General features: G+C 50.1%; 16 protein-coding genes. 9 read left to right on the forward strand and 7 right to left on the reverse strand.

Annotated features, from left to right (window positions below; all coding sequences use genetic code 11):
• Positions 1–43: 43 nt before the first annotated feature.
• From Q0Y46_RS04515 to Q0Y46_RS04535, 5 genes are all read right to left on the reverse strand, one after another.
• Entirely contained in the window at positions 44–466 is a 423-nt protein-coding gene (locus Q0Y46_RS04515) for a metal-dependent transcriptional regulator (protein WP_295680496.1), read from the reverse strand.
• A 344-nt stretch (positions 467–810) separates the two neighbouring features.
• On the reverse strand, positions 811–2,892 hold the full coding sequence (locus tag Q0Y46_RS04520; RefSeq protein WP_297945407.1) for a heavy metal translocating P-type ATPase: 2,082 nt from the start codon (positions 2,890–2,892) through the stop codon (positions 811–813).
• Between the two features lie 84 nt (positions 2,893–2,976).
• Complete coding sequence (locus Q0Y46_RS04525; protein WP_295684977.1) at positions 2,977–3,198, reverse strand: DUF1490 domain-containing protein; 222 nt, start codon at positions 3,196–3,198, stop codon at positions 2,977–2,979.
• Positions 3,199–3,412: 214 nt separating this feature from the next.
• Positions 3,413–5,689: a TonB-dependent receptor gene (locus Q0Y46_RS04530; protein ID WP_297945411.1), complete on the reverse strand. Its 2,277-nt coding sequence runs from the start codon at positions 5,687–5,689 to the stop codon at positions 3,413–3,415.
• A gap of 142 nt (positions 5,690–5,831) precedes the next feature.
• Complete coding sequence (locus Q0Y46_RS04535) at positions 5,832–7,160, reverse strand: hypothetical protein (protein ID WP_297945413.1); 1,329 nt, start codon at positions 7,158–7,160, stop codon at positions 5,832–5,834.
• A 314-nt stretch (positions 7,161–7,474) separates the two neighbouring features.
• Here Q0Y46_RS04535 and Q0Y46_RS04540 point away from each other — a divergent pair, with 314 nt between their 5' ends.
• From Q0Y46_RS04540 to Q0Y46_RS04575, 8 genes are all read left to right on the forward strand, one after another.
• The gene (locus Q0Y46_RS04540) at positions 7,475–8,311 is read left to right on the forward strand and encodes an AraC family transcriptional regulator (protein ID WP_297945415.1); all 837 of its coding nucleotides are present in this window, start codon (positions 7,475–7,477) and stop codon (positions 8,309–8,311) included.
• Between the two features lie 85 nt (positions 8,312–8,396).
• Entirely contained in the window at positions 8,397–10,181 is a 1,785-nt protein-coding gene (locus tag Q0Y46_RS04545) for an ABC transporter ATP-binding protein (protein WP_297945417.1), read from the forward strand.
• Positions 10,174–11,907, forward strand: coding sequence for an ABC transporter ATP-binding protein (locus Q0Y46_RS04550; protein ID WP_297945419.1), 1,734 nt, complete (start codon positions 10,174–10,176; stop codon positions 11,905–11,907). Before Q0Y46_RS04545 ends, Q0Y46_RS04550 begins: the two co-directional genes overlap by 8 nt.
• 42 nt (positions 11,908–11,949) lie before the next feature.
• Positions 11,950–12,630: a DUF3793 family protein gene (locus tag Q0Y46_RS04555; RefSeq protein ID WP_297945421.1), complete on the forward strand. Its 681-nt coding sequence runs from the start codon at positions 11,950–11,952 to the stop codon at positions 12,628–12,630.
• Between the two features lie 45 nt (positions 12,631–12,675).
• Positions 12,676–13,104, forward strand: coding sequence for a flavodoxin (locus Q0Y46_RS04560; RefSeq protein WP_295684957.1), 429 nt, complete (start codon positions 12,676–12,678; stop codon positions 13,102–13,104).
• Between the two features lie 181 nt (positions 13,105–13,285).
• Positions 13,286–15,637, forward strand: coding sequence for an MMPL family transporter (locus tag Q0Y46_RS04565; protein WP_297945423.1), 2,352 nt, complete (start codon positions 13,286–13,288; stop codon positions 15,635–15,637).
• 88 nt (positions 15,638–15,725) lie between these two features.
• Positions 15,726–16,400, forward strand: a complete 675-nt coding sequence (locus tag Q0Y46_RS04570) for an outer membrane beta-barrel protein (protein WP_297945425.1) — start codon at positions 15,726–15,728, stop codon at positions 16,398–16,400.
• Between the two features lie 13 nt (positions 16,401–16,413).
• Positions 16,414–17,202, forward strand: a complete 789-nt coding sequence (locus Q0Y46_RS04575; RefSeq protein WP_297945426.1) for a ZIP family metal transporter — start codon at positions 16,414–16,416, stop codon at positions 17,200–17,202.
• Positions 17,203–17,210: 8 nt separating this feature from the next.
• On the opposite strand, the gene feoB is transcribed toward Q0Y46_RS04575, so the two are convergent.
• On the reverse strand, positions 17,211–19,259 hold the full coding sequence (gene feoB / locus Q0Y46_RS04580) for a ferrous iron transport protein B (protein WP_297945428.1): 2,049 nt from the start codon (positions 19,257–19,259) through the stop codon (positions 17,211–17,213).
• A gap of 2 nt (positions 19,260–19,261) precedes the next feature.
• Entirely contained in the window at positions 19,262–19,513 is a 252-nt protein-coding gene (locus Q0Y46_RS04585) for a FeoA family protein (RefSeq protein WP_295685396.1), read from the reverse strand.
• Between the two features lie 160 nt (positions 19,514–19,673).
• Here Q0Y46_RS04585 and Q0Y46_RS04590 point away from each other — a divergent pair, with 160 nt between their 5' ends.
• A complete protein-coding gene (locus tag Q0Y46_RS04590; RefSeq protein ID WP_297945431.1) occupies positions 19,674–22,049 on the forward strand; it encodes an MMPL family transporter in 2,376 nt (791 codons plus the stop codon).
• The last annotated feature ends 8 nt before the right edge of the window (positions 22,050–22,057 follow it).

A 22,057-nucleotide genomic window follows, 5' to 3' on the forward strand; every position in this document is an offset into this window, starting at 1 on the left:
TATCCTCATATAACAAGACAGCGCCTGAACAGCGCTTTCCAGTTTACTTTGTGTTTTTGACAACCTTCGTTTTTTTCGCCGGAGAAATCGCATCTGCCGGCTTCATAAAATCTTCAATTTTTCCGAGCGTTTCCGCCGATAAGATATGTTCCATGCAGCAGGCGTCCTTGTCGGCAATCGCCTCGGACACGCCAAGCTTGATCAGGAACCCCTTCAGGAGAATGTGACGGTTCAGAATCATGGCCGCAACGCGCTGCCCTTCTTCGGTGAGTTCCACACCGCTATAAGGTTCCTGCCTTACAAGGCCCATTTTCTTGAGTTCGACCATCGCCTTAGCTACCGACGGCATCTTCACCGAAAGGGCCGCAGCAATGTCCTTAACGCGGGCAAGTCCATTCGCGAGGCGCAGCATGTGCACCATTTCCAAATAGTCTTCAAGACTCTGAGTAAGTTTTGTATGGTCCATTTCTTAGCCTTTATTAGTTGCGGCTAATATAGTTTAATAAAACTAATTAGGCAAGGCTAAAATTATTATAGAAAGCATATTTATTTAGAGAAATCTAACATTATAACCAAAAATTTACGAAATTTACGTAAATTTTCCCTTGTTTTTCTAGTTAGATTTATCTAACTTTCAGTTAGACAAGTCTAACTCGGAAAGTAGCCATAGTTTCAGATGCCGACTTGTTTGGTTGAATAAAGATCCATTCCCTCTTGTGTCTCTTTGGGAATAAATCGCGCCCCCGCTCAAGTAGCTCTGAGTAGGGGCGTTTTTTGATAATTCAAGCCGATTTTTTAGGCGGAGGGTCCCTACGCCTGCTTCAACGGCGTCATGCTCTTGGCGCAGATCGCCATGGTCGAGAGGTTGTGCAGAAGGGCCGAGGTCGAGGGGGCAAGTATTCCGAAGAATCCTGCGGCCAGGAGCGACGTGTTGAAGGCGACGATAAAGCGGTAATTCGCCTGGATACGTTCCATAAGCTGGAAGCTCAATGTACGGAGTTCCGCAAGGTCGCGCAGGTCTTCGCTGCGAAGGGTCACGTCGGCGGTTTCGCGGGCAATGTCGCTCGCATCGCTCATGGCAACCGACACGTTCGCGGCGGCAAGAGCAGGAGCGTCATTGATACCATCCCCCACCATGATTACTCGGCGGCCTTCAGCCTTCATCTTTTCCACATAGCGGTGCTTGTCTTCGGGCAAAACCTGCGCAAAGAAGGTATCGATGCCCAAAAGTTGCGCCGTGCGTTCGGCGGCCTTCTGGCTATCGCCGGTAATCATCGCCACATATTTGATTCCGCGTTCGCGGAGCATGCGAATCGCTTCTGCTGCTTCGTCTCGCGGAGGATCGCTAATGCAAAGCACTCCCGCGAGGTTCCCGCCAATGGCAAGGTAAATCACGGAAGCGGCTCCGGCGAGTTCGTCAATACGCTGTTGTTCCGTGTCGCCGACGGAAACGTGCTCATCCTCGATAACAAAATGCTTGCTACCGATGACGGCACGTTCCCCGTTCAGAGTGGTCGCAATTCCATGCGCCACGATGTACTGAACGTCGGCGTGCTCTTCTTCGTGATCGATTTCCCTGTCGAGAGCCCCGCGCACAATGGCACGAGCCATACTGTGCGGGAAATGTTCCTCGATACAGGCCGCGATGCGAAGCACCTCCTCTTCGCTACGGCCTTCAAAGGGAATGACACGTTCGAGCTTAGGTTCTGCTTTGGTGAGAGTCCCCGTCTTGTCGAAAATGATGGTGTCGGCAAGCGCAAATTCTTCCAGATACTTGCCGCCCTTCACGGTCATGTTGCGGTCGGCCGCTTCGCGGAGCGCCGAAATCACCGAAATCGGGGTTGAAAGCTTGATGGCGCAAGAATAGTCCACCATCAGAATCGAGACGGCCTTGGTAATGTTGCGCGTAAACAGGAGCGTGAGCCCGAATCCGATAAAGCTGAACGGTACAATTCCGTCGGCCAGGCGTTCGGCGCGGCTCTGGATAGAAGCCTTCAGGTCTTCGGAGCGGTCAATGAGTTCGATGATTTTTTGAATCTTGGTGTTGCCGCTCACGGCTCGCACAGATACTACGATGGAGCCTTCGTCCACGACAGTGCCTGCAAAAACGGACTTTCCGACCGTCTTGTGCACCGCCTGCGATTCGCCCGTCATAGTCGCTTCGTTCACGAATGCATCGCCTTCGGCAACGGTTCCGTCCACCGGAATCATGCTGCCGGAACGAACGCGCACAAGGTCGCCCACCTGAACATCCTGCATACGCACCTGGACATCAACACCGTCCTTGACAACCCACACGCGGTCTACCTTCACGGCAAGGCTTGCGGTAAGGGCCGTGCGGGTACGCGCCTTGGTGTAATCTTCCAAGAGACTACTCACGTTCAACAGGAACATGATGGTCCCTGCCGATTCGTAATTGCGCTGCAAGATGCTCGCCCCGATGGCAGCACCGTCCAACACTTCGACGGAGAGTTTGCCTTCGCCAAGGCAGTTCAAGCCCTTCGCCACAAACTTGAGGCCCCTGTAAATCAGGTGCGCCGTGCGAATGGGGGCCGGAATCAGCAACTTGGCCAGGTAACGCCGCGCAATCATGAACGCAAGCCGGTTCTTGAAACGCGTATCGAGTTCCTGCAGTTGGTATTCAGTATCGGGCTCGCTCTCAGGGAGATTTGCAACATCCAGATTCCGGACAAAATCAATCACCTGTTCACGATAGCCGTTTTCGTATTCCAGCAGAATGCCGCCGTTTTCCGAATGGACTACCGCTTTCTGGACATAAGGTTCACTCACGCATGCCTTGTGGATGCGCGATTCATGCACACGCTCAAATGCATAGGCCCCCGCCCGAAAGCGGATTCGCCCCGGCTGATCGTAAACGATTCTAGACTTCATAACTCAAGTGGTTGGTGATTAGTGGTTAGGATTACTATTAGAATATTCTTTCTTCATTCCTGTTTACTAACCACTAGCCACTATTTACTTACCTGCTTCTTTCTTCGCGTCGTTGCAGATGTCGGCGGCTTCGTCCTTCATATCCTGGAAGGCGGCCTTGGCATCGGCGGTGAGTTTCATGCCTTCGGCAAGTCCCTTGACTGCATATTCACGCGTCTTCGGAGCCTTGACAATCTTCTTAATAATGGCCGGGCCCACGACACCCGCCACCACGCACCAGAACTTTTCATTTTTCCATACGGACATAGCTTACTCCTTTGTTGATTGTTTGCTAAAAATCTACCTAAAACTTCATTAAAAAGCAATTTACATACAAACTAACAAACAGACTTCAAACCCAAGTTCCATAAGCTTTCCAAGCAACTAACAATGTTGCAAATTCCCAATTTAGTTCAGGCTATACAACTTAGTTTCCATTCAAATAACTTAGTTAGATTGAACTATCCAAAGTTAGCGAACGCTACCTGAAGCTATACCTGATTTTTGTAGCGAAAGTGCGGCCAGGCTTGCTTTCGCCATATTTATCGTAAACAATTTCATCCATAAAGTTATCAACCTCAAAACTCCAGGCAAGTTTATTATCCCATACGGAGTATTCTATGCCCAAATCCTGCGTAAACGAGGCCTCAATTTTCCGGCTCTGGCGAGAACTGATTTTCCAACCATAATAGTATTCGTCAGTATAGTTTGCCGACCACCAGAACTTGAGAAAATCATTTTTGTTGATTACATCGCCCATGTGGAATTCGGCAAGGTAATTCATGAAGAATCGCGGAATGTTCGGGATAATCGCATCTTCAAGAATGCCCTGTTTGGCGTTATAATCTATATTACGCAAATCTTGGAAAGTCCAGTTCGTTCCGAGCAAAATCCATTCATTCACATCGAGTTTCACGTCGCCTTCGTAACCCCATCCGCGAATCGGGTCCATATTAAAGTACGGCACAGACATCTGTGACGAGCCCATATAATGAATGCGGTTCTTGTAGTAAGAATAGAAAACGTCACCATCAAATCGGAACCGTGCCACCAGCGGGATTTCTTGCAAATCAAGAGACAGGCCAACGTTAAAATTATCTGCTTCTTCGGGCTTGAGATTTGTTGCTGCACTCACGCGCACCCCATCGCCAAAGAGTTCATCGGGCGTGGGCAGGCGCACCGCATGCTGGTAAGACCCCTTGACCGCAAGCGGTTTTACAATCCGGAACATCAAACTTTCATCGTAACCAAAATCAGTATAATCATTTGATTCAACCGTCGCTTTCTGCAACCTACTTGTGGACGTGTTAGAGATATCCGCTTTCAGATAATGGAACTTGAAGCCCAGCAAGTTCTGCAACCGAGAATCAAAGAAATTATCTTCGAGCGAAAGGCCTGTTGTCACAGAAACTGTTTTCCCCGGGTACCCAGCCGTATTGAAACCTAACATTTTAGTGCCAAAATCATCTTCGGGGTCTTCTTTATGATACCTGAAAAGAGTATTCCAGTAAATAAATTGGTTCCTGATGAACTGATAATCCAAATTCAGCAAATCGTTGAAGTCATGCGCCTGAACGGTTCTAAGTTTCGGGAGTCCCATCGTAGATAGTTCGCCCACATTTTTTTTGGCGGTATCACAGGTGAACCAGTTGCGACAATGCACTCGGCTCGTATCAATGACCTTATTTTCGCTATACCCGAACGAAAAATGATTACCGAAATTCAGGTCGTTCACGAAAATATTTTTTTTGTCGAGCCCGAATGTGGCACCGAAATTGTACCCCTCATTTTTCGTTTCGACAATGCGGTTCGCATCTCCCTGAATTTCCTTATCGAATGCACCATAACTTGCGCCCAACGAAACCTGGTCAAACCAAGCATTCATCAAGTTTGCAAAAGCCTGCACGTTATAAGAGGTATAATGGTCGTGATCGCGAACGATGGTAGTATCTTTGCCTGTAGAACTTTTCATGTAGGGCGACGTAAACTCATAATCGTTATCAGAATGATTGAAATACCCCGACACACCCACTTCTAAACCAGCGTGACCAACAATGCTATCAATCAAATGGCTTGCAGTAACAGACGCCTTGTGCGAATTAAAACTCGAAAAACTATAGGACGCATCTACCGAATTGGCGGGACGCTTCTTGGTAATGATGTTTATTGCACCACCTGCACCATCTGTTGCAAAACGCGCAGGAACATAGCCCTTGTAAACTTCGATATCTGCAATCTGATCGATGGGAATATCGTCTAGGCCCAAGTTGCCCTGCGTTTCGACCGGGACTCCGTTCACGAGCACCTTGATATTCTTGCCTTCCATGCCGCGAATGTTGACCTTGCCTTCGCTGCCCATGCCACCAGACTTGCGCACCTTTACGCCCGAGGCAGAATTTATCGCTTTCGAAACGGTCTTACTTGTATTCTGCATCTCGGCAGCATCGATTGTCACGACAGCTTCTGCCTTTTTGGCTTGTTTTGCCTGTTCCGCTTCAACTTCAGATTCCACCGAGAGTTCGTCCAGTTGAGTGATTCCCGATGCATTGTCTACAGACGTACCCGATTGAGCCACAGCGCTATTCGTATTTCCATCTGCTGTGGCACTTTCCGGAGCTGATTCCTCCAAGAAATCGTCTATTGAGGTCACTTCGTCATCTTGGGCGCGAGCCGGCACCACGCCAAGCGTTGCAAATATAGCGGCAAACGCAATCGCCTTGTAAATAAACATCTTTTTCATCGCAGCGCAATAGAGCATTTTTTACTCCAAAATTCTACTCCAAACGGGCCCTAAAAAATCCAAATGGATTCTGTGCATAAAAAAAAATTCCGTCCTTGCCATAGGCAAGAACGGAGGTTTGTGTTTATGAGGATACTGTGTTTTATGAAGAATTTTTCGCTTACTTCAGCGGCACAATCCACATCGGGATCGGTTCAACCGTTGCAATCTTTTCGGCCTTTTTGGTATTCGGGTCATAGCGGAAGTAGGCGTTGCCATCTTTTTCGGTCGAAACTGCAAAAATTACGGTGCCGTCGTCATCGATGTACTTGCCGTAGCTAGCCCAACTAGAAGTGTAATCAATCGGGAGCGCCTTCATTTTCTTTTTGGCAAGATCGATTTCTACCGGCTTGCAGGTATTGTTGTGGTAGCTATCCATATCGGTCCAGACCTGTTGCAAATCCACCATCACGTTCAGGAAGGCATAGACCTTGGTGCCGACAGCGTATGTGGCCGGGCTCAGATATTTGAAGTTATCCTTCTTGGTGATGCCATCAATGGCAACTTCCTTGGTCACGAGCCATGCATAGTCCTTATCAAATTTGGTTTCGCCCACCTTGATACGCAGGAAACCGTCGGTCTGGCCATCCGGAGAATAGCCCCAGGAGGCGTTGCAGTAGCAATAAATGTAGCCATCAGCAAGAATAAAAGCCTGATTCTGCGAGTCATCCAGCGAACCTACAGCCGCAACACGATTGTCTTCGGCCACGGCAATCACGGAATCCTTCTCGATGTCAATGATGGCGACCTGGGCCGTATAACCGGTCACATAGTCACTAATGCTCTGCAGCAGGCCCACATAAAGGCGCCCATCAACAATGAGTCCCGTGCCCGGAGACACGGCAATAGCATCATCGTTTTTATACTCGGAAAGGTCAATTGCGCCCGTGCGCTTCATGGTTTTCGGGTTGATAATGAGCAGGGAATCAAGTGCACCAGCCAAGTAAGCCTTTTCTTCGTTCACAAAGAAAATGTGGTTTACCCAGACGCCAGGGAGCGAAAGCTCCGCAGTTTTTTTGCCAATCTTATTGTTTTTGTCAAGGCTGTAGCGTGCAATGGAGCCCACACTAAGGTCAGCAATGAACAGAGAATTGTCGTAATAGACAACGCCAGCGCGGGTGCCGACTTCAATGAAGTCCTTGCCCAAATCGTCCGTGTGGTCCAGGGACATCGTGCCGATGAACATTGTTTCGCCCGAAGCGATAGCAGTTGCGAATTCGCGCTTATATTCGCCCTTTTCTTCCTTCTTAGAACTGCTGGATTTGCCCTTACTGTCGCTAGATTTGCCTTTACTGCTGCTGGACTTTTTGTCTTTATTACCGGACTTTTCAACCGAAGAAGAGGAAAGCTCCTTTTCATCGTCTCCGCTTGCAGAAGAGGAGGAATCGTCACCACAAGCAACAAGCATGCCGAAAGACACTGCAAGTGCCATCAAAAAACTTTTTTTCATATTAGCTCCTGTAAGACTATGCGGAAAAAACCGCGTTATTCAATTTGCAGGAGCATTTTAGAAATGTCTTTTGGTTGATTCTACTCCAAATGGTGTTAGAAAAACCCAAATGGATAATCCAAATAGAGCACTAATTTTCTCGTCTTTTTCAATCCCAATCAGTCGCATTTGACTCCATTTAGGCAAAATCGTAATCAAAAAATTATATACGCAAAACAAAATTAGCCTTGACAAAGTTTTAATAGCTAGTTAGATTTGTCTTACTTTTTAAGACGTGACTAACAAAACAATTCAGATTGATTTATGAGGAAAACATGTTAAGTATCAACGGAATTGAATGGCTGCACAAGATTGGGTGCTACCACACGACTCTCACAAGGGAACCGCTTTTGGTCCTTGAATTTTGCCGGAAGGGACGTATCAGTTGGGCCGGGGGCGCACTCCCCTGTAATCAGCTGAAAGCCGGAGAATTGCTGGTTTACGACGCATGGACTTCGGGAGCGTTGACCCGTTCCGCAGATTATTGCGGCGACCGCATCCTGTTCTACGAGGAATCCACAAAATACATACAAGAACATTTTGCAGGTTTCCAACTTGATATCAAGATGCTCGCTCAAAAAATCTGCCGTCCAGGACGTCCGTTCATCGTTCACACCAAAGAAGAAGTCGCCCGCGCTTTCGAAATGGTCGAAAACAAGACGAAGAATTCTTTGACAGAATACGGCAGGCTCGCAATTTTGGAACTGCTACTCACCTTGAAAAATCTAGATACACAAAGGGAATACGCCTGCCGTGAATGTAACCTGTCGTCGTTACAGATTGAAAAAATTTACGGAATCCGCACGTTCATTTGTGAAAACATGGATAGCCATTTCACCATTGAAGAGCTTTCCGACAAGTTCGACATGCCCCCCACCGCAATGAAGCTCTGTTTCAAGAACGTATTCGGGCTGCCCGTATTTACTTATGCACGTCGCGAGCGCATGAAAATTGCAGCCAAGGAGCTCCGTGAAAGTGACCATGGAATTCTGCAAATCGCAGGCACGGTCGGGTACAATAACGGGAGCAAGTTCGCCCACGCTTTCCAAGATGTAATGGGCATGACCCCGAAGGAATACAGGAAACGATACAGACTTACAAATGTAGCATGACAGGTATGAGCTATGAGGTCGTGCTTCGCACTCTGAGGTCGCCTTGCAGAGCAAGGCTTTGAGGAATATAACCTTTAAAACAACTATGAAAAACACGTTCAAAAAACTTTATGCATACATGGGATCACGAAAACCGCTGTTCCCGCTAGCTTTGATTCTCTCGGCATTGAGCGCCATCGCGGGGCTCGTGCCGTTTTTACTGATGTGGCTGATTGTCCGCGAGGTTATCTCTGGCGGTGACATGACGAACATCAAGATTTTTGACTACTCCATCGGGGCAGTCCTCGCTTCGGTCGCAAGCGTATTGCTCTACTTTGCGGCCCTTGCCTGTTCGCACTTGGTGGCATTCAGGCTCGAAGGCGACTTGCGTCGTTCCGCGATGAAAAAACTGATGAGCGCTCCGCTCGGATTTTTTGACAAGAACCCGACGGGCAAGCTCCGCAAGATTATTGACGACAATGCGGCCATCACCCACACCTTCCTCGCGCACGAGATGCCCGATATTTCGAGCACAATCTTGATTCCCATTGTGGCGCTCGTGATGATGTTCGTTTTTGATTGGCGACTTGGGCTAGCTTCGCTCATTCCGATTGTCTACGCAATCTTTATTCTCGGGACCTTGGGCAAAAAAGGAACCAAGTTCATGGAACGCTACATGCAGTCGCTCGAAGAAATGAACTCCGAAGCAGTCGAGTATGTGCGCGGCATCCCCGTAGTCAAGGTTTTCCAACAAACCATCTATTCGTTCAAGAATTTCTATAAGACCATTGAGGTTTACCACCAGATGGTGACCGCCTATTCCGACAGTTGGAAAAAGGCCTACTGCATCTACACCACACTCGTGAACGGCTTCGTACTCTTCCTAGTCCCGACAGCTGTACTCATTATCGGGAGCGGTGATAACATACAGCAAACCATCGTAAACATGATGATTTATGTGCTGGTAACGCCGTTATTCTCGCAGTGCGTGATGCGCAGCATGTACCTGAGCAACGCCACGAACCAGGCGGGCATTGCAATTGACCGCATCAACGATATCGCCCGCACCAAGGATTTGGAAGTTTGTGAAAATCCGGTGCCGATGCAAAAGTTCGATGTAGAATTCCGGAACGTGAACTTTACCTACCCCGATACCGACAAACAAGTGCTGAACGACATTTCGCTCTCGGTGCCCGCTGGCCATACGGTAGCTCTTGTCGGGCCTTCGGGCGGCGGCAAGAGCACGATTGCAAAACTCCTGCCGCGCTTCTTCGACGTTGATAGCGGCGAAATTACTATTGGCGGTGTTCCCGTAAAGCAGATTAACCCGAAGGAACTGATGAAGAACGTTTCGTTTGTGTTCCAGAATACTCGCCTTTTCAAGATGAGCATTTTGGATAACGTTCGCTACGGCATGCCCGACGCGACTCTCGAGCAGGTAAACAAGGCTCTTGACCTTGCGCAGTGCCGTGAAATCATTGACAAGCTGCCGGGCGGTATCGACACCGTTATCGGGAGCAAGGGAACTTATCTTTCGGGTGGCGAGCAGCAGCGAGTTGTGCTTGCGCGCGCTATCTTGAAGAATGCTCCCATCGTGGTGCTAGACGAGGCGACCGCCTTTGCTGACCCAGAAAACGAACGCTTAATTCAAGAAGCTTTGCACAAACTGGCCGCAGGCAAGACCGTTTTGATGATAGCCCACAGGCTTACAAGCGTGGTGAACGCCGACCAGATTATTGTGGTCGAAGAAGGCAAAATCGCTGAACGCGGAACGCACGGCGAATTACTTGAAAAGAACGGCATTTACGCCAAGATGTGGGCCGAATACCAGCAGTCTGTCACATGGACCCTCGACAATTCCAAGGATAATGAAGGAGGCGAAAATGTATAAGTGGGTTCAGAATACTTTTGCTCTTTCGGAAGAAGGCTCCCGCACGTTTGTCCGTGGCGTCGTCTGGACATTCCTGCACTTTGTTTCGCTCATGTTCCCGATGATGATGCTCTTTTATTTTTTGATGGAGCAGATGGGCATTGGTGAATTTGCTGGCAAAACTCCGCACGGAACCTTATTCTACGTAGGAATTGCGGTAGTCCTGTTTATCGTGATGCTAGTCATTTACAGGTTTTCGTACAGTGCGACTTACAGCAGCGTTTACGACGAAAGCATGCGCCGCCGAGTCTCGATTGCCGAAAAGCTCCGCAAGTTGCCACTCTCGTTCTTTGGCAAGAAGAACCTTTCGGATTTGACGTCAACAATCATGGACGACTGCAATGCGCTCGAAATGATTTTCTCGCACGCAGTGCCGGAACTTTTCGCCGCCATCGGAAGCGTCACCGTTATCGGAATCATGCTGTTCTGCTACAACTGGAAAATGTCCATCGCGCTCTTTTGGGTGGTGCCTGCCGCTGCGCTTTTGATTGCTCTTTCCAAGAAAATTCAGGATCACTGGTTCGAAGGTTCGTACAACGCACGTCGTGAAATCATGGAAGATATCCAGGAAGGCCTCGAAAACGTGCAGGAAATCCGTTCCTACTCCGGCGAAGCCGCCTATCTCGACCATTTTGACAAGAACTGCATCAAGTACGAAAAAACGCAAATAGATTCTGACGTGAAAGTCGGTATGTTCCTGAATTCGGCGCAAGGCATTCTCAAGATGGGTCTTGCTACAGTGCTGATTACGGGCGCACGCCTTTGGACCAAGGGTGAAATCGATGTATTCACCTACTTGGTATTCATCGTGTGCGCAGCGACCATCTACAATCCGGTTTTCCTTGTATTCAACAACCTTGCCGAACTGTTCTTCGTGAATGTGCGCCTGCGCCGTTTCCGCGAAATGGACCAAATGCCCATACAACATGGCGAAACAGAATTTACGCCTGCCAATTACGATATTGAATTCAAGGACGTCGACTTCAATTACAACGAGAACAAGCAAGTCCTGAAAAAAGTTTCGTTCACGGCAAAGCAGGGCGAAATCACCGCACTTGTGGGCCCGAGCGGCAGCGGAAAGACGACTGCAGCAAAACTCGCGGCACGCTTCTGGGATATTCAAGGCGGCAAGGTGACCCTCGGCGGGCAGGACATCAGCAAGATTGACCCTGAAACGCTCCTCAAGAATTTCTCCATCGTCTTCCAGGACGTGGTGCTGTTCAACACAAGCATCAAGGACAATATCCGCATCGGCAAGCGCGATGCCAGCGACGAAGAAATCCTGAAGGTCGCAAAACTCGCGGGATGCGACGATTTCGTGCAGAAGATGCCGCAAGGCTATGACACCGTCATCGGCGAAAACGGCGAAACGCTCTCGGGCGGTGAACGTCAGAGAATCTCGATTGCGCGTGCATTGTTAAAGGACGCTCCCATCATCCTGCTTGACGAAGCGACAGCAAGCCTTGACGTAGAAAACGAATCCAAGATCCAGCGCGGCATTTCGCAGTTGGTGAAGGGCAAAACCGTCATCATCATTGCACACCGTATGCGTACCATCGCAAACGCCGACAAGGTCGTGGTGCTGCAGGACGGTCACATCGCCGAGACAGGTTCTCCCGCCGAACTCAAGGCGAAAGGCGGCCTGTTCAGCAAGATGCTGGAATTGCAGATGAAGAGTGGGCAGTAGGAAGTAGGAAGTAGGAAGTAGACAGTAGACAGTAGGCAGTGGTTGGTAAAAAGCAGAAAGGTAGAAGAAGATTGCATTGCAAGCGAAGCAATCCTTAGAGGAATAACGATGACGGCACAACGATTGATGGATTACAAACTGGTTCGCCAATGCGCGCCAACACTTGCCGCCCGCAAGGTCGGCAGCCTCTTCTGCATGGAAAAAGCGCCCGCAGAACACGAACCGCTTTGCGCCATTCTCGCTCGCTGGAACCGCGAACTGAATCCGTCGGGCATATTCGTGCGCATCGTCGCAGAGCGCTGCGGTCGCAGCTTTGTGTACGTCTACCGCCGCAATGTGTTAAGCCAGTTGTTCAACAAAAATGAAATCCGTCAATTCCTGGGAGTTTACGGCTACCAGCATTTTGACGAAGAAACGCTTATCGCAAAACTCACCCACCGTATCGCAAAATGCCATTGCTTTCCACATGAAATCGGACTTTTCCTGGGGTACCCACTCGAAGACGTCAAAGGTTTCATCGCCAATGGCGGGCAAAATTGCAAAAGTACGGGCTACTGGAAAGTGTATGGCGACGTTGCCGAATCGGAAAAGAAATTCGAATGCTTCCGAAAATGCTTTTCGGTCATGAGTTCACTTTTCGAACGTGGTTACTCACTACCGATGCTCGCTGTAGCAAGTACAAAAAATTGCTCAATACGTCAGCCCGAGCGGAACGCTGCATAGCGAAGCAATCTCAGAAATTTAACGTAATAACATAGGAGAATCATAATGGAAAAAATCGCAGTCATTTATTGGAGCGGAACAGGAAACACCGAAATGATGGCAAAATACGTCGCTGAAGGAGCCAAGGCTGCCGGCGCCGAAGCCGATGTTTTTGACGTTTCTAATTTTTCGCAGGAAAAACTGAGCGAATACGGTCGCTACGCGCTGGGTTGCCCCGCCATGGGCGCCGAAGAGCTCGAAGATTCCGAATTCCAGCCGTTTTACGATGCCGTCAAGCCGTCCCTTGCCGGCAAGAAAGTCGCCCTGTTTGGCTCTTACGGCTGGGGTGGCGGCGAATGGATGAATCCGTGGAAGGCCGATGCCGAAGCTGCCGGTCTCGTACTTGTAGCAGAACCGCTCGCCATCGAGAACACCCCCGATGACGCAGGCAAAGCCTCCTGCCAGGAACTCGGCAAAACGCTCGCCACCGCCTAAAATACCTGTCCTCTTTTATTGTGTTGTTGTTTTGAATCAAGCCCCGACGGAATTAAATCCGTTGGGGCTTTTAATTACGCTGCAAGAATTTCCCCTCCCCTTTTCAATCTCCGTCCATTTGGAGTAGAAAAAAAGGCATTGAAACGCTATTTTTCGCGAGAAATTATTAATGGGATGTTTTATGCAAGTTTCTCGTGTCAACAAGGTTTTTGCCCAGTTGGGGCATTTTCAGGTCAAGTTTCGCTGGCTGATATTGCTGGCGACAGTTGTTGTGACGGTTTTGGCGTGTCTCGGTTTGCCGCATCTGCAGATGACGAGCAGCGAAGAGGAATGGTTTGACGACTGGGACAAGGTAAAGATTGACCAGGCGCACTTTAACGAAAAATTCGGAAGTGACGATACCTACATGGTGATGGTCCGTGCCGACGACGTGTTCGCGCCAGAAGTATTGCAAGCGATTGATAGGCTTTCGCGCAGGCTCGAAAACGAGGTGCCTTATGCCGACCGCGTCGTTTCGCTGACGCACAATTTGTCGATTCCAGTCGCCAATGACGAAGGTTTTGAAGTCATTGATCCGTTCGAGAGCGGCATTCCCGACAACCCACAGGAACTAGAAGCGAAAAAGCGGCTGATCCTTTCCCGCGAATCGCTCGTGAACAATATCGTCTCGGACGACGCGAAGGAAACTTGGGTTATCCTCTCGCTAAAATCTTACGAGGGCGGAGTTGATTTCGGCAAGGACAGCATCGCGCCTTTCGCCCGCGAAGTCATCTATTCCGACGAATTCAAAAGCGACAAGTTCGAGATGCTCCCGACAGGCATGAGCTACACCGAGATGGAAGAAAACGAAGTCATTTCGCGTGAATGCGCCATACGCATCGGCATCGGATTCATGGTGATGCTCGTATGCCTCATTTTATTTGTGCGTTCGTTCCGTGGCGTGGTAGTGCCCGCGATTGCAACGGTCGGCGGTATCGCCTCGGTACTCGGCATCAACGCCTGGCTCGGCATTATCGGCGATGAAAGCATGGTCGCGCTTCCGGTGCTTTTGGGTATGGCACTTTCGGTGGGCTATTCCATCCACTACATCAATTCGTTCCGCATGCACTTTAGGCGCACAGGCAACCGCCACGAATCCGTGATTTGCGCCGTCGAAGAAACGGGCTGGCCAATCCTCTTTACAGTCATTACCACAGTCGCATCGCTGATTTCGTTCCTGTTCGCAGGCATTCGCCCCATCCGCTGGATTGGCGGGATTTCGGCGGGCATCGTCACGATGGTTTATCTGTACGTCATCATCCTGATTCCGATCCTCATGAGCTTCGGCAAGAATGCAGAACCCGACCCGACGCAAGTAAAGTCGGCAGGAGCCACCAAGGCGGACATCCTCTTTGAATTCTTTGGGCGCAAGGTGTGCAGGCACAGCGTTGTTGTCGCAGTAATTTCGGCGGCGGTGATGTTGCTGCAAATTCCAGGAATGATGCGTATCGACGTGAATATGGATTACACTGAGACCATGGGCGAAAAGATTCCCTTCGTGACGCGGCTCAAGGACATGCTCAGCGGAAAACTCGGGAGCCTTTACGACTTTAACGTGATGGTGGAATTTGAGGACGACGACGCGCTCAAGGATCCCGCCAACATGAAACGCATTGAGCAACTTGAACAGAACCTCGGCACGCTCCAGCTCACCAAGATTTCGGGCGACAAGCCGCGCGTGCAATCGGTGACGCGCCTCGTGAAAGAGATGAACCGCACGCTGAACGCCGACAGCATCAAGTATTACAAGATTCCCGACGCGCAGGACATGCTCACGCAACTGCTTTTCTTGTACGAGATTTCGGACCCAGACGCTCTCTTTGAACGCATGGACGAAAATTACAAGACAACCTTCATTCACATAGAACTGGCCGGCTACGACGCCAACAAAATCGTCGAAGACCTGGATTCCGCAAACGCTTATGCCGCCCGCATTTTCCCCGACGCAAAAGTCTCCGTGGTGGGAGAAGTCGTGAACTACGCCGAGATGAACGGCAAACTCGTTGGCGGGCTGTTGCGTTCGTTCGGTGGTTCGTTCGTGATTATCGCCATCATGATGATTCTTGCGTTCGGGAGCATCAAGGCCGGCCTTATCGGGATGATTCCGAACGTCGCGCCTGTACTCCTGATTGGCGGCGTCATGGGCTATTCGGGCATGCCGCTCGACATGATCACGATGATCGTGATGCCAATGATTTTGGGCATCGCCGTCGATGACACCATCCACATGAATAACCACATCAAATACGGATTCGAGCGCACGGGCAGCTACAGGCACGCGCTACTGCTCTCTTACCGCGAAATCGGGAAGACCATGGGCATGACCACCTTCATTCTTTGCGCGATGTTCTTCGTATTCATCTTCAGCCCCATGGGCGCACTCCACAACGTGGGCCTGCTTTCCATCGTGGGCCTTGGTGCCGCCCTCATCGCCGACTACACGCTTACCACGGCACTCGTGTACCTCACAAAACCGTACGGGAAAGAGCGGTAGAACAGAGCGTCACCCTCTATTATCCCTAACGCAAGACGTTTTCGCAAAAAAAATTGATTCTGTTAAATAAATTATATTTCAGTCCAAGATGATAAATCGCATATCAGTAAAAATTGCGTTAGCCGTATTTGTTTTAGCAGGATTGTGCCACGCTGGCGATGCATCTAATCGTTTTTTCAGGCTCGGTACTAGCATCGGCCTTTCCTACGATTTTTTGATCGGTAAAGAGGGAAATCTGATGGATCCCAAGGATTTCAGCGGTCCAGGTTTTCTGCTTGCAATCAACACAATCTTTAACTTTCACGATCTGCCAGCACTCCGTACGGGGCTGACGTACAATGTCCGCTCACTTGAGAACAATGTGGGCTTTGCAGACGAAAACCTTAATCGCGACACCTATGTACATTACGAAGCAGTCAGTTTCGGAATTCCCGTTCTTGCACATTTTCAAACTCAAAGTCGCATCTATTTTGATGCGGGTTTGACATTCGCGTATACCATAAAAGCGACAGAGGGCTATAGCCGGAGAAAAAACAGCACCTACGGGTTTAAAACAAAATGGGATGGCGAGGGACTTTCATTTTGCGACATACAACTCACCGCAGGGACAGGAATTATGCTCGGGAACCGTTTCGAACTGGGTTTACAATCGCTATTTGGCTTAACAACTGTTTTAGACGCAAGCGAAATAAACGAGCAATACGACAACATTAGCGTACACCTATTATCATTTAGCGTAGCCCTCGGTTTCTATTTCATTTAGCGTAGCATTAAGTATGAACGAGCCGGTTATACAAATTGCCCAAGGTCTTGCCATTCCGTTCTTAGGGACGGTTCTCGGGGCCGCCTGCGTCTTCTTTATGAAGAAGCAGATGGGGCAAAACCTCAAGCGCGGCCTATTGTCGTTTGCGGCAGGCGTCATGGTGGCAGCCTCCGTCTGGAGCCTGCTTTTGCCTGCAATCAGCGCGAGCGAATCGATGGGCAAACTGGCTTTCATCCCGGCGACGGTCGGCTTCTGGGCCGGTATCCTGTTCCTGTTTATTCTAGATAAAATCACGCCGCATTTGCATTTAGGCAGCGCGACACCCGAAGGCCCCAAGGCAAAACTCAAGCGCACGACCATGCTTACGCTGGCGGTAACTTTGCACAACTTGCCCGAGGGCATGGCTGTCGGTATCGTTTTCGCAGGCTGGCTTTCGGGGAATGTGGCCATCACACTTTCGGGTGCGTTTGCGCTTGCCATAGGCATCGCCATCCAGAATTTCCCTGAAGGGGCGGTGGTTTCGCTCCCGCTCCGTGCCGAAGGAGCGTCGCGCAAAAAAGCATTTGCCCTTGGAGCGCTCTCCGGAGCCGTAGAACCCGTAGGCGCGTTAATCACGCTGCTTGCGGCTGAGGCGCTCTCGCCGTTCATGCCCTACCTGCTCTCGCTTGCGGCGGGCGCCATGATTTACGTGGTTGTGGAAGAAATGCTTCCCGAAGTCAGCGAAGGCGAGCACTTTGATGCCGGCACCATCCTTTTTGCCGTGGGCTTCACGCTCATGATGGTGCTCGACAGCGCGCTATAAAATTTCACTTAGAAAATCAGCAATCCGATGTGGTAGCCGATAAAGGCGAGCCCCAACGAAAGCGCCAAATAATACCCCATGATGGTGGCTAGCCACTTGAACGAACCGGCCTCACGGTAGGTAGTACCCATCGCCAGCACGCAGGGAACATTGAACATTGACGCAAACAGGAACGCGAGCGCTTCGGGCTTGCTGATGGTACTTGCAAGCGCCTCGCCCAAGTTTTCGCTTGCAGCCACGCGGGTCACAAGAGAGAACGCCTCGCCGGTGTGGTTGAAGAGCGTGCTCATGATGCCAAGCGAAGCTTCCTTGCTGAACATGCCGCCCAGATAAGAGACAAACAGTTCCCAACGCATTCCGAAGAACATCGTCACCGGTTCAATCGCATTGCCAATCTTGTACAGGAGCGTATTTTCCACATTTCCGTCGCCCGCGTAAGAGAGCGCCCAGAAAAGAGCCGCCACCATCAGGATCATCTTCAAGGCCTTCTTGAAAATGCCCCAGGTGCTGCGCCCGACCATCGCGGCAATCATCTTCCAATGTGGCTTGTGATACGGCGGAAGTTCCATAATCATGCCCACGCGTTCATTCTGCGGGACAAGCTTTTTGCCGAACAGACGTGAAGACAGGTAGAAACTCGCAAAAATCAATGCCACGTAACCGATGCCGAACAGCGGAGCTGCCGACCCGAAGAAAGTTGATGCAAGGAACAGCACCACAGCCACCTTGCTCCCGCACGGAATCGCCCACAATAAAACGAGCGCCAACAGGCGTTGTCCACGAGTGTCGAGTACGCGCGTTCCGCAAACTGCACCCGCCGTACAACCAATTCCAGAAAACAGCGGCATGATGGCCTTGCCCTGCAAACCGAGGCGCGAAAGCCAACTATCGAACGCATACGAAAAACGCGCCATATAGCCGATTTCTTCGAGGATGCGGAACACGAAAATAATGGAGAAAATAAAGCTCGTCATGCAAACAGTAATGCACGTGCCACCAACCAGAACCAGCTTGACAAACGAAATGACAACAGGCCAGATTCCGAGCGCATTGCCCACACGTTCCACCACCGATTCCAAGACAGGTTGCAAACCAAAACCGATTCCCATGCCAGGGAACGCGAGAATCATGCACGCAATCAGCGAAACAACCATGATTCCGAATGCAAAGAACTTGCCCTTGATATGGTGCGTCGCGATGCGGTCCCACTTGCTAAAGACTTTCTCAATGGACTTGGGCGTTGCCGATTCACGCACAATCTTCGAAACCCAGCGGTACTTGGCCTCACCGGTGAGAATGCCGCCGTCACGCCCTTCTTCGCTATCGAGGATTGTTTCAATCGCATTCTTCCTCGCGAACGGAAGCATTTCATTCACGACACCGCAAATGAGCTTGTCTTTTTCGAGAAGTTTTTCTGCAATCCAGAGTTTTTCGCACACGCCGTATTCAAAATCGCCGAGGGCCACTTCGATGCGGCTAACGATATCATCCATTTTTTCGCCAAGCGCTCCCCCGCTAACGAGTTCCTCGCGCAGGCTCCCGCTATCTAAGCAAACGGGCGTCTTGATGGCCGAAACCATCTTCTTGAAAAATTCAGGATAACGCTTTGTTTCTGCGGCGCTGAAGCCGAGAACAGGAATGCCGAGGAGCTTTTCAATAGCAGCAGCATCTATCTTCTTGCCCGCCGCTTCAGCTACATCCATCATGTTGAGCACTAGCATCACAGGCATGCGAACGCCCACAAAATCAGCCAACATGTAAAGGCTGCGTTCCAACTGCGAAGCGTCCACCAGAATGCACACAAGGTCCGCCTTGCCGCTTTGAATATAGTCGCGGGTGACAACTTCTTCTTCGGAGTTTGCCGAAAGTCCGTAACTCCCCGGAAGGTCAACAACCTTGTATGTAATACCATCGAAAACGAAAGAACCTTCGGCCTTTTCCACCGTTTTGCCGGGCCAGTTGCCCACGCGCTGATGAAGCCCTGTAAGGTTGTTAAAAAGCGTCGATTTACCAGAATTAGGCTGTCCGAGCAAAGCAATAGTCTTGATTTCGCTCATTTTTACGATTCCACCTTGACAAAAATCTGTGAGCTTTCCTTATGATTGACAGCGATAACTGTATCGCGACAAAAAACGAGCACCGGCGAGCGCCCATCATTCTTGAGGAGCGTAAAGGCGGAACCCGGCGTAAGCCCGATGGAAACAATTCTTGAAATAAAGCGGGAATCTCCCTCAATTTGGGCAACCGTTCCGCAACGATTTTCGCCCATTTCGGCGAGGCTCAAATGGTCAACAAAATCAGCGTTTTTCATGCGCCAAAAGTAGCCGAAAATCGCTCAAAAAACCGCTCCAAATGGACTGCAAATAATCTGGAAAGATTTAGAGTCTGTTCGGTTTTAAGCAAAACCATTTGGAGTAGATTTTTTAGGCTCATATCTCTACTTTTTGCTCTGCAAAAAAAGAGAGGATACAATGAGCCTTCCAAAGATCAACATTGAAAAAATTAACGAGCGATTCGGCCGTTTTGGCGAATTCTTGCTCAATCACCGCGCCATTTTGCTGGTGGCGTTTATCGTTTTGCTCGCGGTTTCCGTCGTGGGCATGAAAAAAATCTACGTCGAGGCGTCTTGGGACAGCTACTTTATCGAGGGCGACCCGATGCTTGTCGAAACGGACAAGTTCAAGGAAACTTTCGGTAACGACTATTTCGTGGGCGTACTGGTCGAGAGCGACCATTCCATCTTGACGCCGGACAATCTGAAACTTTTACGCGAACTTTCGAACGAACTGCGCGATAGTCTTTCGTATTCCGACGGCAAGGCGACTTCGATTGTCGATTTGGAATACATGCTCGGCACCGAAGAGGGCATGGAAATCACGCAGATTGTGCCCGAAGAAATCCCGACAGACGAAGCGGGACTTGCCGAAATCGAGAAGCGCCTGGCTGACAAGCCGGAACTGGCGAAGAAGCTGATTTCGAGTGACCGCAAGCAGGCCTTCATCAACATCAAGCTGCGCCCCTTCCCTGAAGATTCCGTGTGGAAGGCCGAAGGCGAAGCGAAGGGCGTGAAGGCAGAAGCGCCCGACATGCAGACGGGCCGCGAAACAACCGAAATCATCGCGAAGGAAAAGTATGCGCCGCTGCACCCGCGTGCTACAGGCATGCCCTACCTGAGTTTCCAGAAGTTGAAATATATCGGCGAAGAAATGGGACGCATTTTCATCATCACCATTCTCTGCGCCATCATCGTGATGTTCCTCGTGACACGTTCGCTCCGCGGAATTGTCTCTCCGCTGATTACGACTTTTGCAGGCGTCATCATGACATTTGGCCTGGTGGGTTACCTCGGGCTTTACATGGATGCGACCAACATCATGGTGCCCGTGATTTTGGCCTTCGCTGTTTCGATTGCGTACAACATCCACATCAACTCGTTCTTCCGCAAGAACATGATGCTTACGGGCAAGCGCAAGGAATCGGTGCTTTACGCCATGCGTGAAACGGGATGGTCGGTGCTGTTCTCGGGCCTTACCACGATTGTCGCGTTACTCAGCTTCCTTTCGGTGATGCTCAAGCCGATTCGTTCCGTGGGCATTCTCTCGTCGATTGCGATTGCGTTTATTCTTCTCGTGGCGCTGACGGTTTCGCCGATTCTCCTGAGTTTCGGCAAAGACAAGAAGCCGAACGCCAAGGTGCTTGAACGCGGCGACACGCGCATGGGAGTCATTCTCGATTCTATCGGCAAATTCGTTCTCGGACACGGCAAGCCGATTGCGATTGTATTCGCCATCGTAACTGCAATTTCGGTTTTTGGGCTCACCAAGATAGAACCCGCCTTTGACGTGGAACGCACCATGGGCCGCAAGGTCGAATACGTGAACAAGATGCTCTACGTGGCAGAATCCGAAATCGGAAGCTTCTATTCGTACGACTTGGTGATTGACTTTGGTACAAACGACAAGGCCAAGGAAGTCGAAAACCTTAAAAAGTTGGAACAGTTGCAGGATCATGCCGGCAAGTACCCGCTCACCAAGCGTTCCACCTCCATTCTTGACATCGTCAAGGATTTGGACCGCACGCTGAACGAAAACCGTCAGGAAAAATACGCCATTCCCGAAACGGAAGAAGAAGTCGCTCAGTTGCTTTTGCTCTACGAAAATGCGGGCGGTAGTGAAGCAACTTACTGGATGGATTACGATTACAGAAAACTCCGCTTGATGATTGAAATTTCAAGTTACAACTCCAACGAACTCCAGAAGGAAATCGAGGACTTGCAGAATTTCGCACGCAAGCTTTACCCGGACGCAAAGGTGACTGCCGTAGGAAACTTGCCGCAGTTCACCGCCATGCAGCAGTACCTGGAAGTGGGCCAGATGACGTCGTTCCTGATTTCTGTGGTCATTGTGGCAGTTCTTTTGATGATAGTCTTCGGCAGCATCCGTACGGGCCTTATCGGCATGATTCCGAACATCGCGCCGGGTATTTTCGTTGGTGGCTACCTTGGACTCACGGACATTCCGCTTGACATGATGACGGCGACACTCATCCCGATGATTATCGGCCTTTCCGTTGACGATACGATTCACTTTATCAACCACGGGCATGTGGAATTCGACCGCACCCACGATTACCGCGAATCGATTCTCAATGTGTTCCGCACGGCGGGCCCGGCACTCGTGATGACGACGATTATCATGGTGGCGACATTTGCGGGCTTTACCACCTCGGCCGCAACGCAGATGTTCAACTTCGGCTTCGTGGTGTTCGTGGGCCTTGTCTCGGCATTGCTCGCCGACCTGTTCGTGACACCGCTTTTAATCAAGAAATTCAAGATTTTTGGAAAATAGGAGAAATT

The organism is uncultured Fibrobacter sp., assembly GCF_947305105.1.
Lineage (GTDB): Bacteria > Fibrobacterota > Fibrobacteria > Fibrobacterales > Fibrobacteraceae > Fibrobacter.

What these genes read in the sequence shown, in the direction of transcription:
- Q0Y46_RS04515 (WP_295680496.1), bottom strand. Translation starts at nt 466, where the DNA reads ATGGACCATACAAAACTTACTCAGAGTCTTGAAGACTATTTGGAAATG.
- Q0Y46_RS04520 (WP_297945407.1), bottom strand. Translation starts at nt 2,892, where the DNA reads ATGAAGTCTAGAATCGTTTACGATCAGCCGGGGCGAATCCGCTTTCGG.
- Q0Y46_RS04525 (WP_295684977.1), bottom strand. Translation starts at nt 3,198, where the DNA reads ATGTCCGTATGGAAAAATGAAAAGTTCTGGTGCGTGGTGGCGGGTGTC.
- Q0Y46_RS04530 (WP_297945411.1), bottom strand. Translation starts at nt 5,689, where the DNA reads ATGCTCTATTGCGCTGCGATGAAAAAGATGTTTATTTACAAGGCGATT.
- Q0Y46_RS04535 (WP_297945413.1), bottom strand. Translation starts at nt 7,160, where the DNA reads ATGAAAAAAAGTTTTTTGATGGCACTTGCAGTGTCTTTCGGCATGCTT.
- Q0Y46_RS04540 (WP_297945415.1), top strand. Translation starts at nt 7,475, where the DNA reads ATGTTAAGTATCAACGGAATTGAATGGCTGCACAAGATTGGGTGCTAC.
- Q0Y46_RS04545 (WP_297945417.1), top strand. Translation starts at nt 8,397, where the DNA reads ATGAAAAACACGTTCAAAAAACTTTATGCATACATGGGATCACGAAAA.
- Q0Y46_RS04550 (WP_297945419.1), top strand. Translation starts at nt 10,174, where the DNA reads ATGTATAAGTGGGTTCAGAATACTTTTGCTCTTTCGGAAGAAGGCTCC.
- Q0Y46_RS04560 (WP_295684957.1), top strand. Translation starts at nt 12,676, where the DNA reads ATGGAAAAAATCGCAGTCATTTATTGGAGCGGAACAGGAAACACCGAA.
- Q0Y46_RS04565 (WP_297945423.1), top strand. Translation starts at nt 13,286, where the DNA reads ATGCAAGTTTCTCGTGTCAACAAGGTTTTTGCCCAGTTGGGGCATTTT.
- Q0Y46_RS04570 (WP_297945425.1), top strand. Translation starts at nt 15,726, where the DNA reads ATGATAAATCGCATATCAGTAAAAATTGCGTTAGCCGTATTTGTTTTA.
- Q0Y46_RS04575 (WP_297945426.1), top strand. Translation starts at nt 16,414, where the DNA reads ATGAACGAGCCGGTTATACAAATTGCCCAAGGTCTTGCCATTCCGTTC.
- feoB (WP_297945428.1), bottom strand. Translation starts at nt 19,259, where the DNA reads ATGAGCGAAATCAAGACTATTGCTTTGCTCGGACAGCCTAATTCTGGT.
- Q0Y46_RS04585 (WP_295685396.1), bottom strand. Translation starts at nt 19,513, where the DNA reads ATGAAAAACGCTGATTTTGTTGACCATTTGAGCCTCGCCGAAATGGGC.
- Q0Y46_RS04590 (WP_297945431.1), top strand. Translation starts at nt 19,674, where the DNA reads ATGAGCCTTCCAAAGATCAACATTGAAAAAATTAACGAGCGATTCGGC.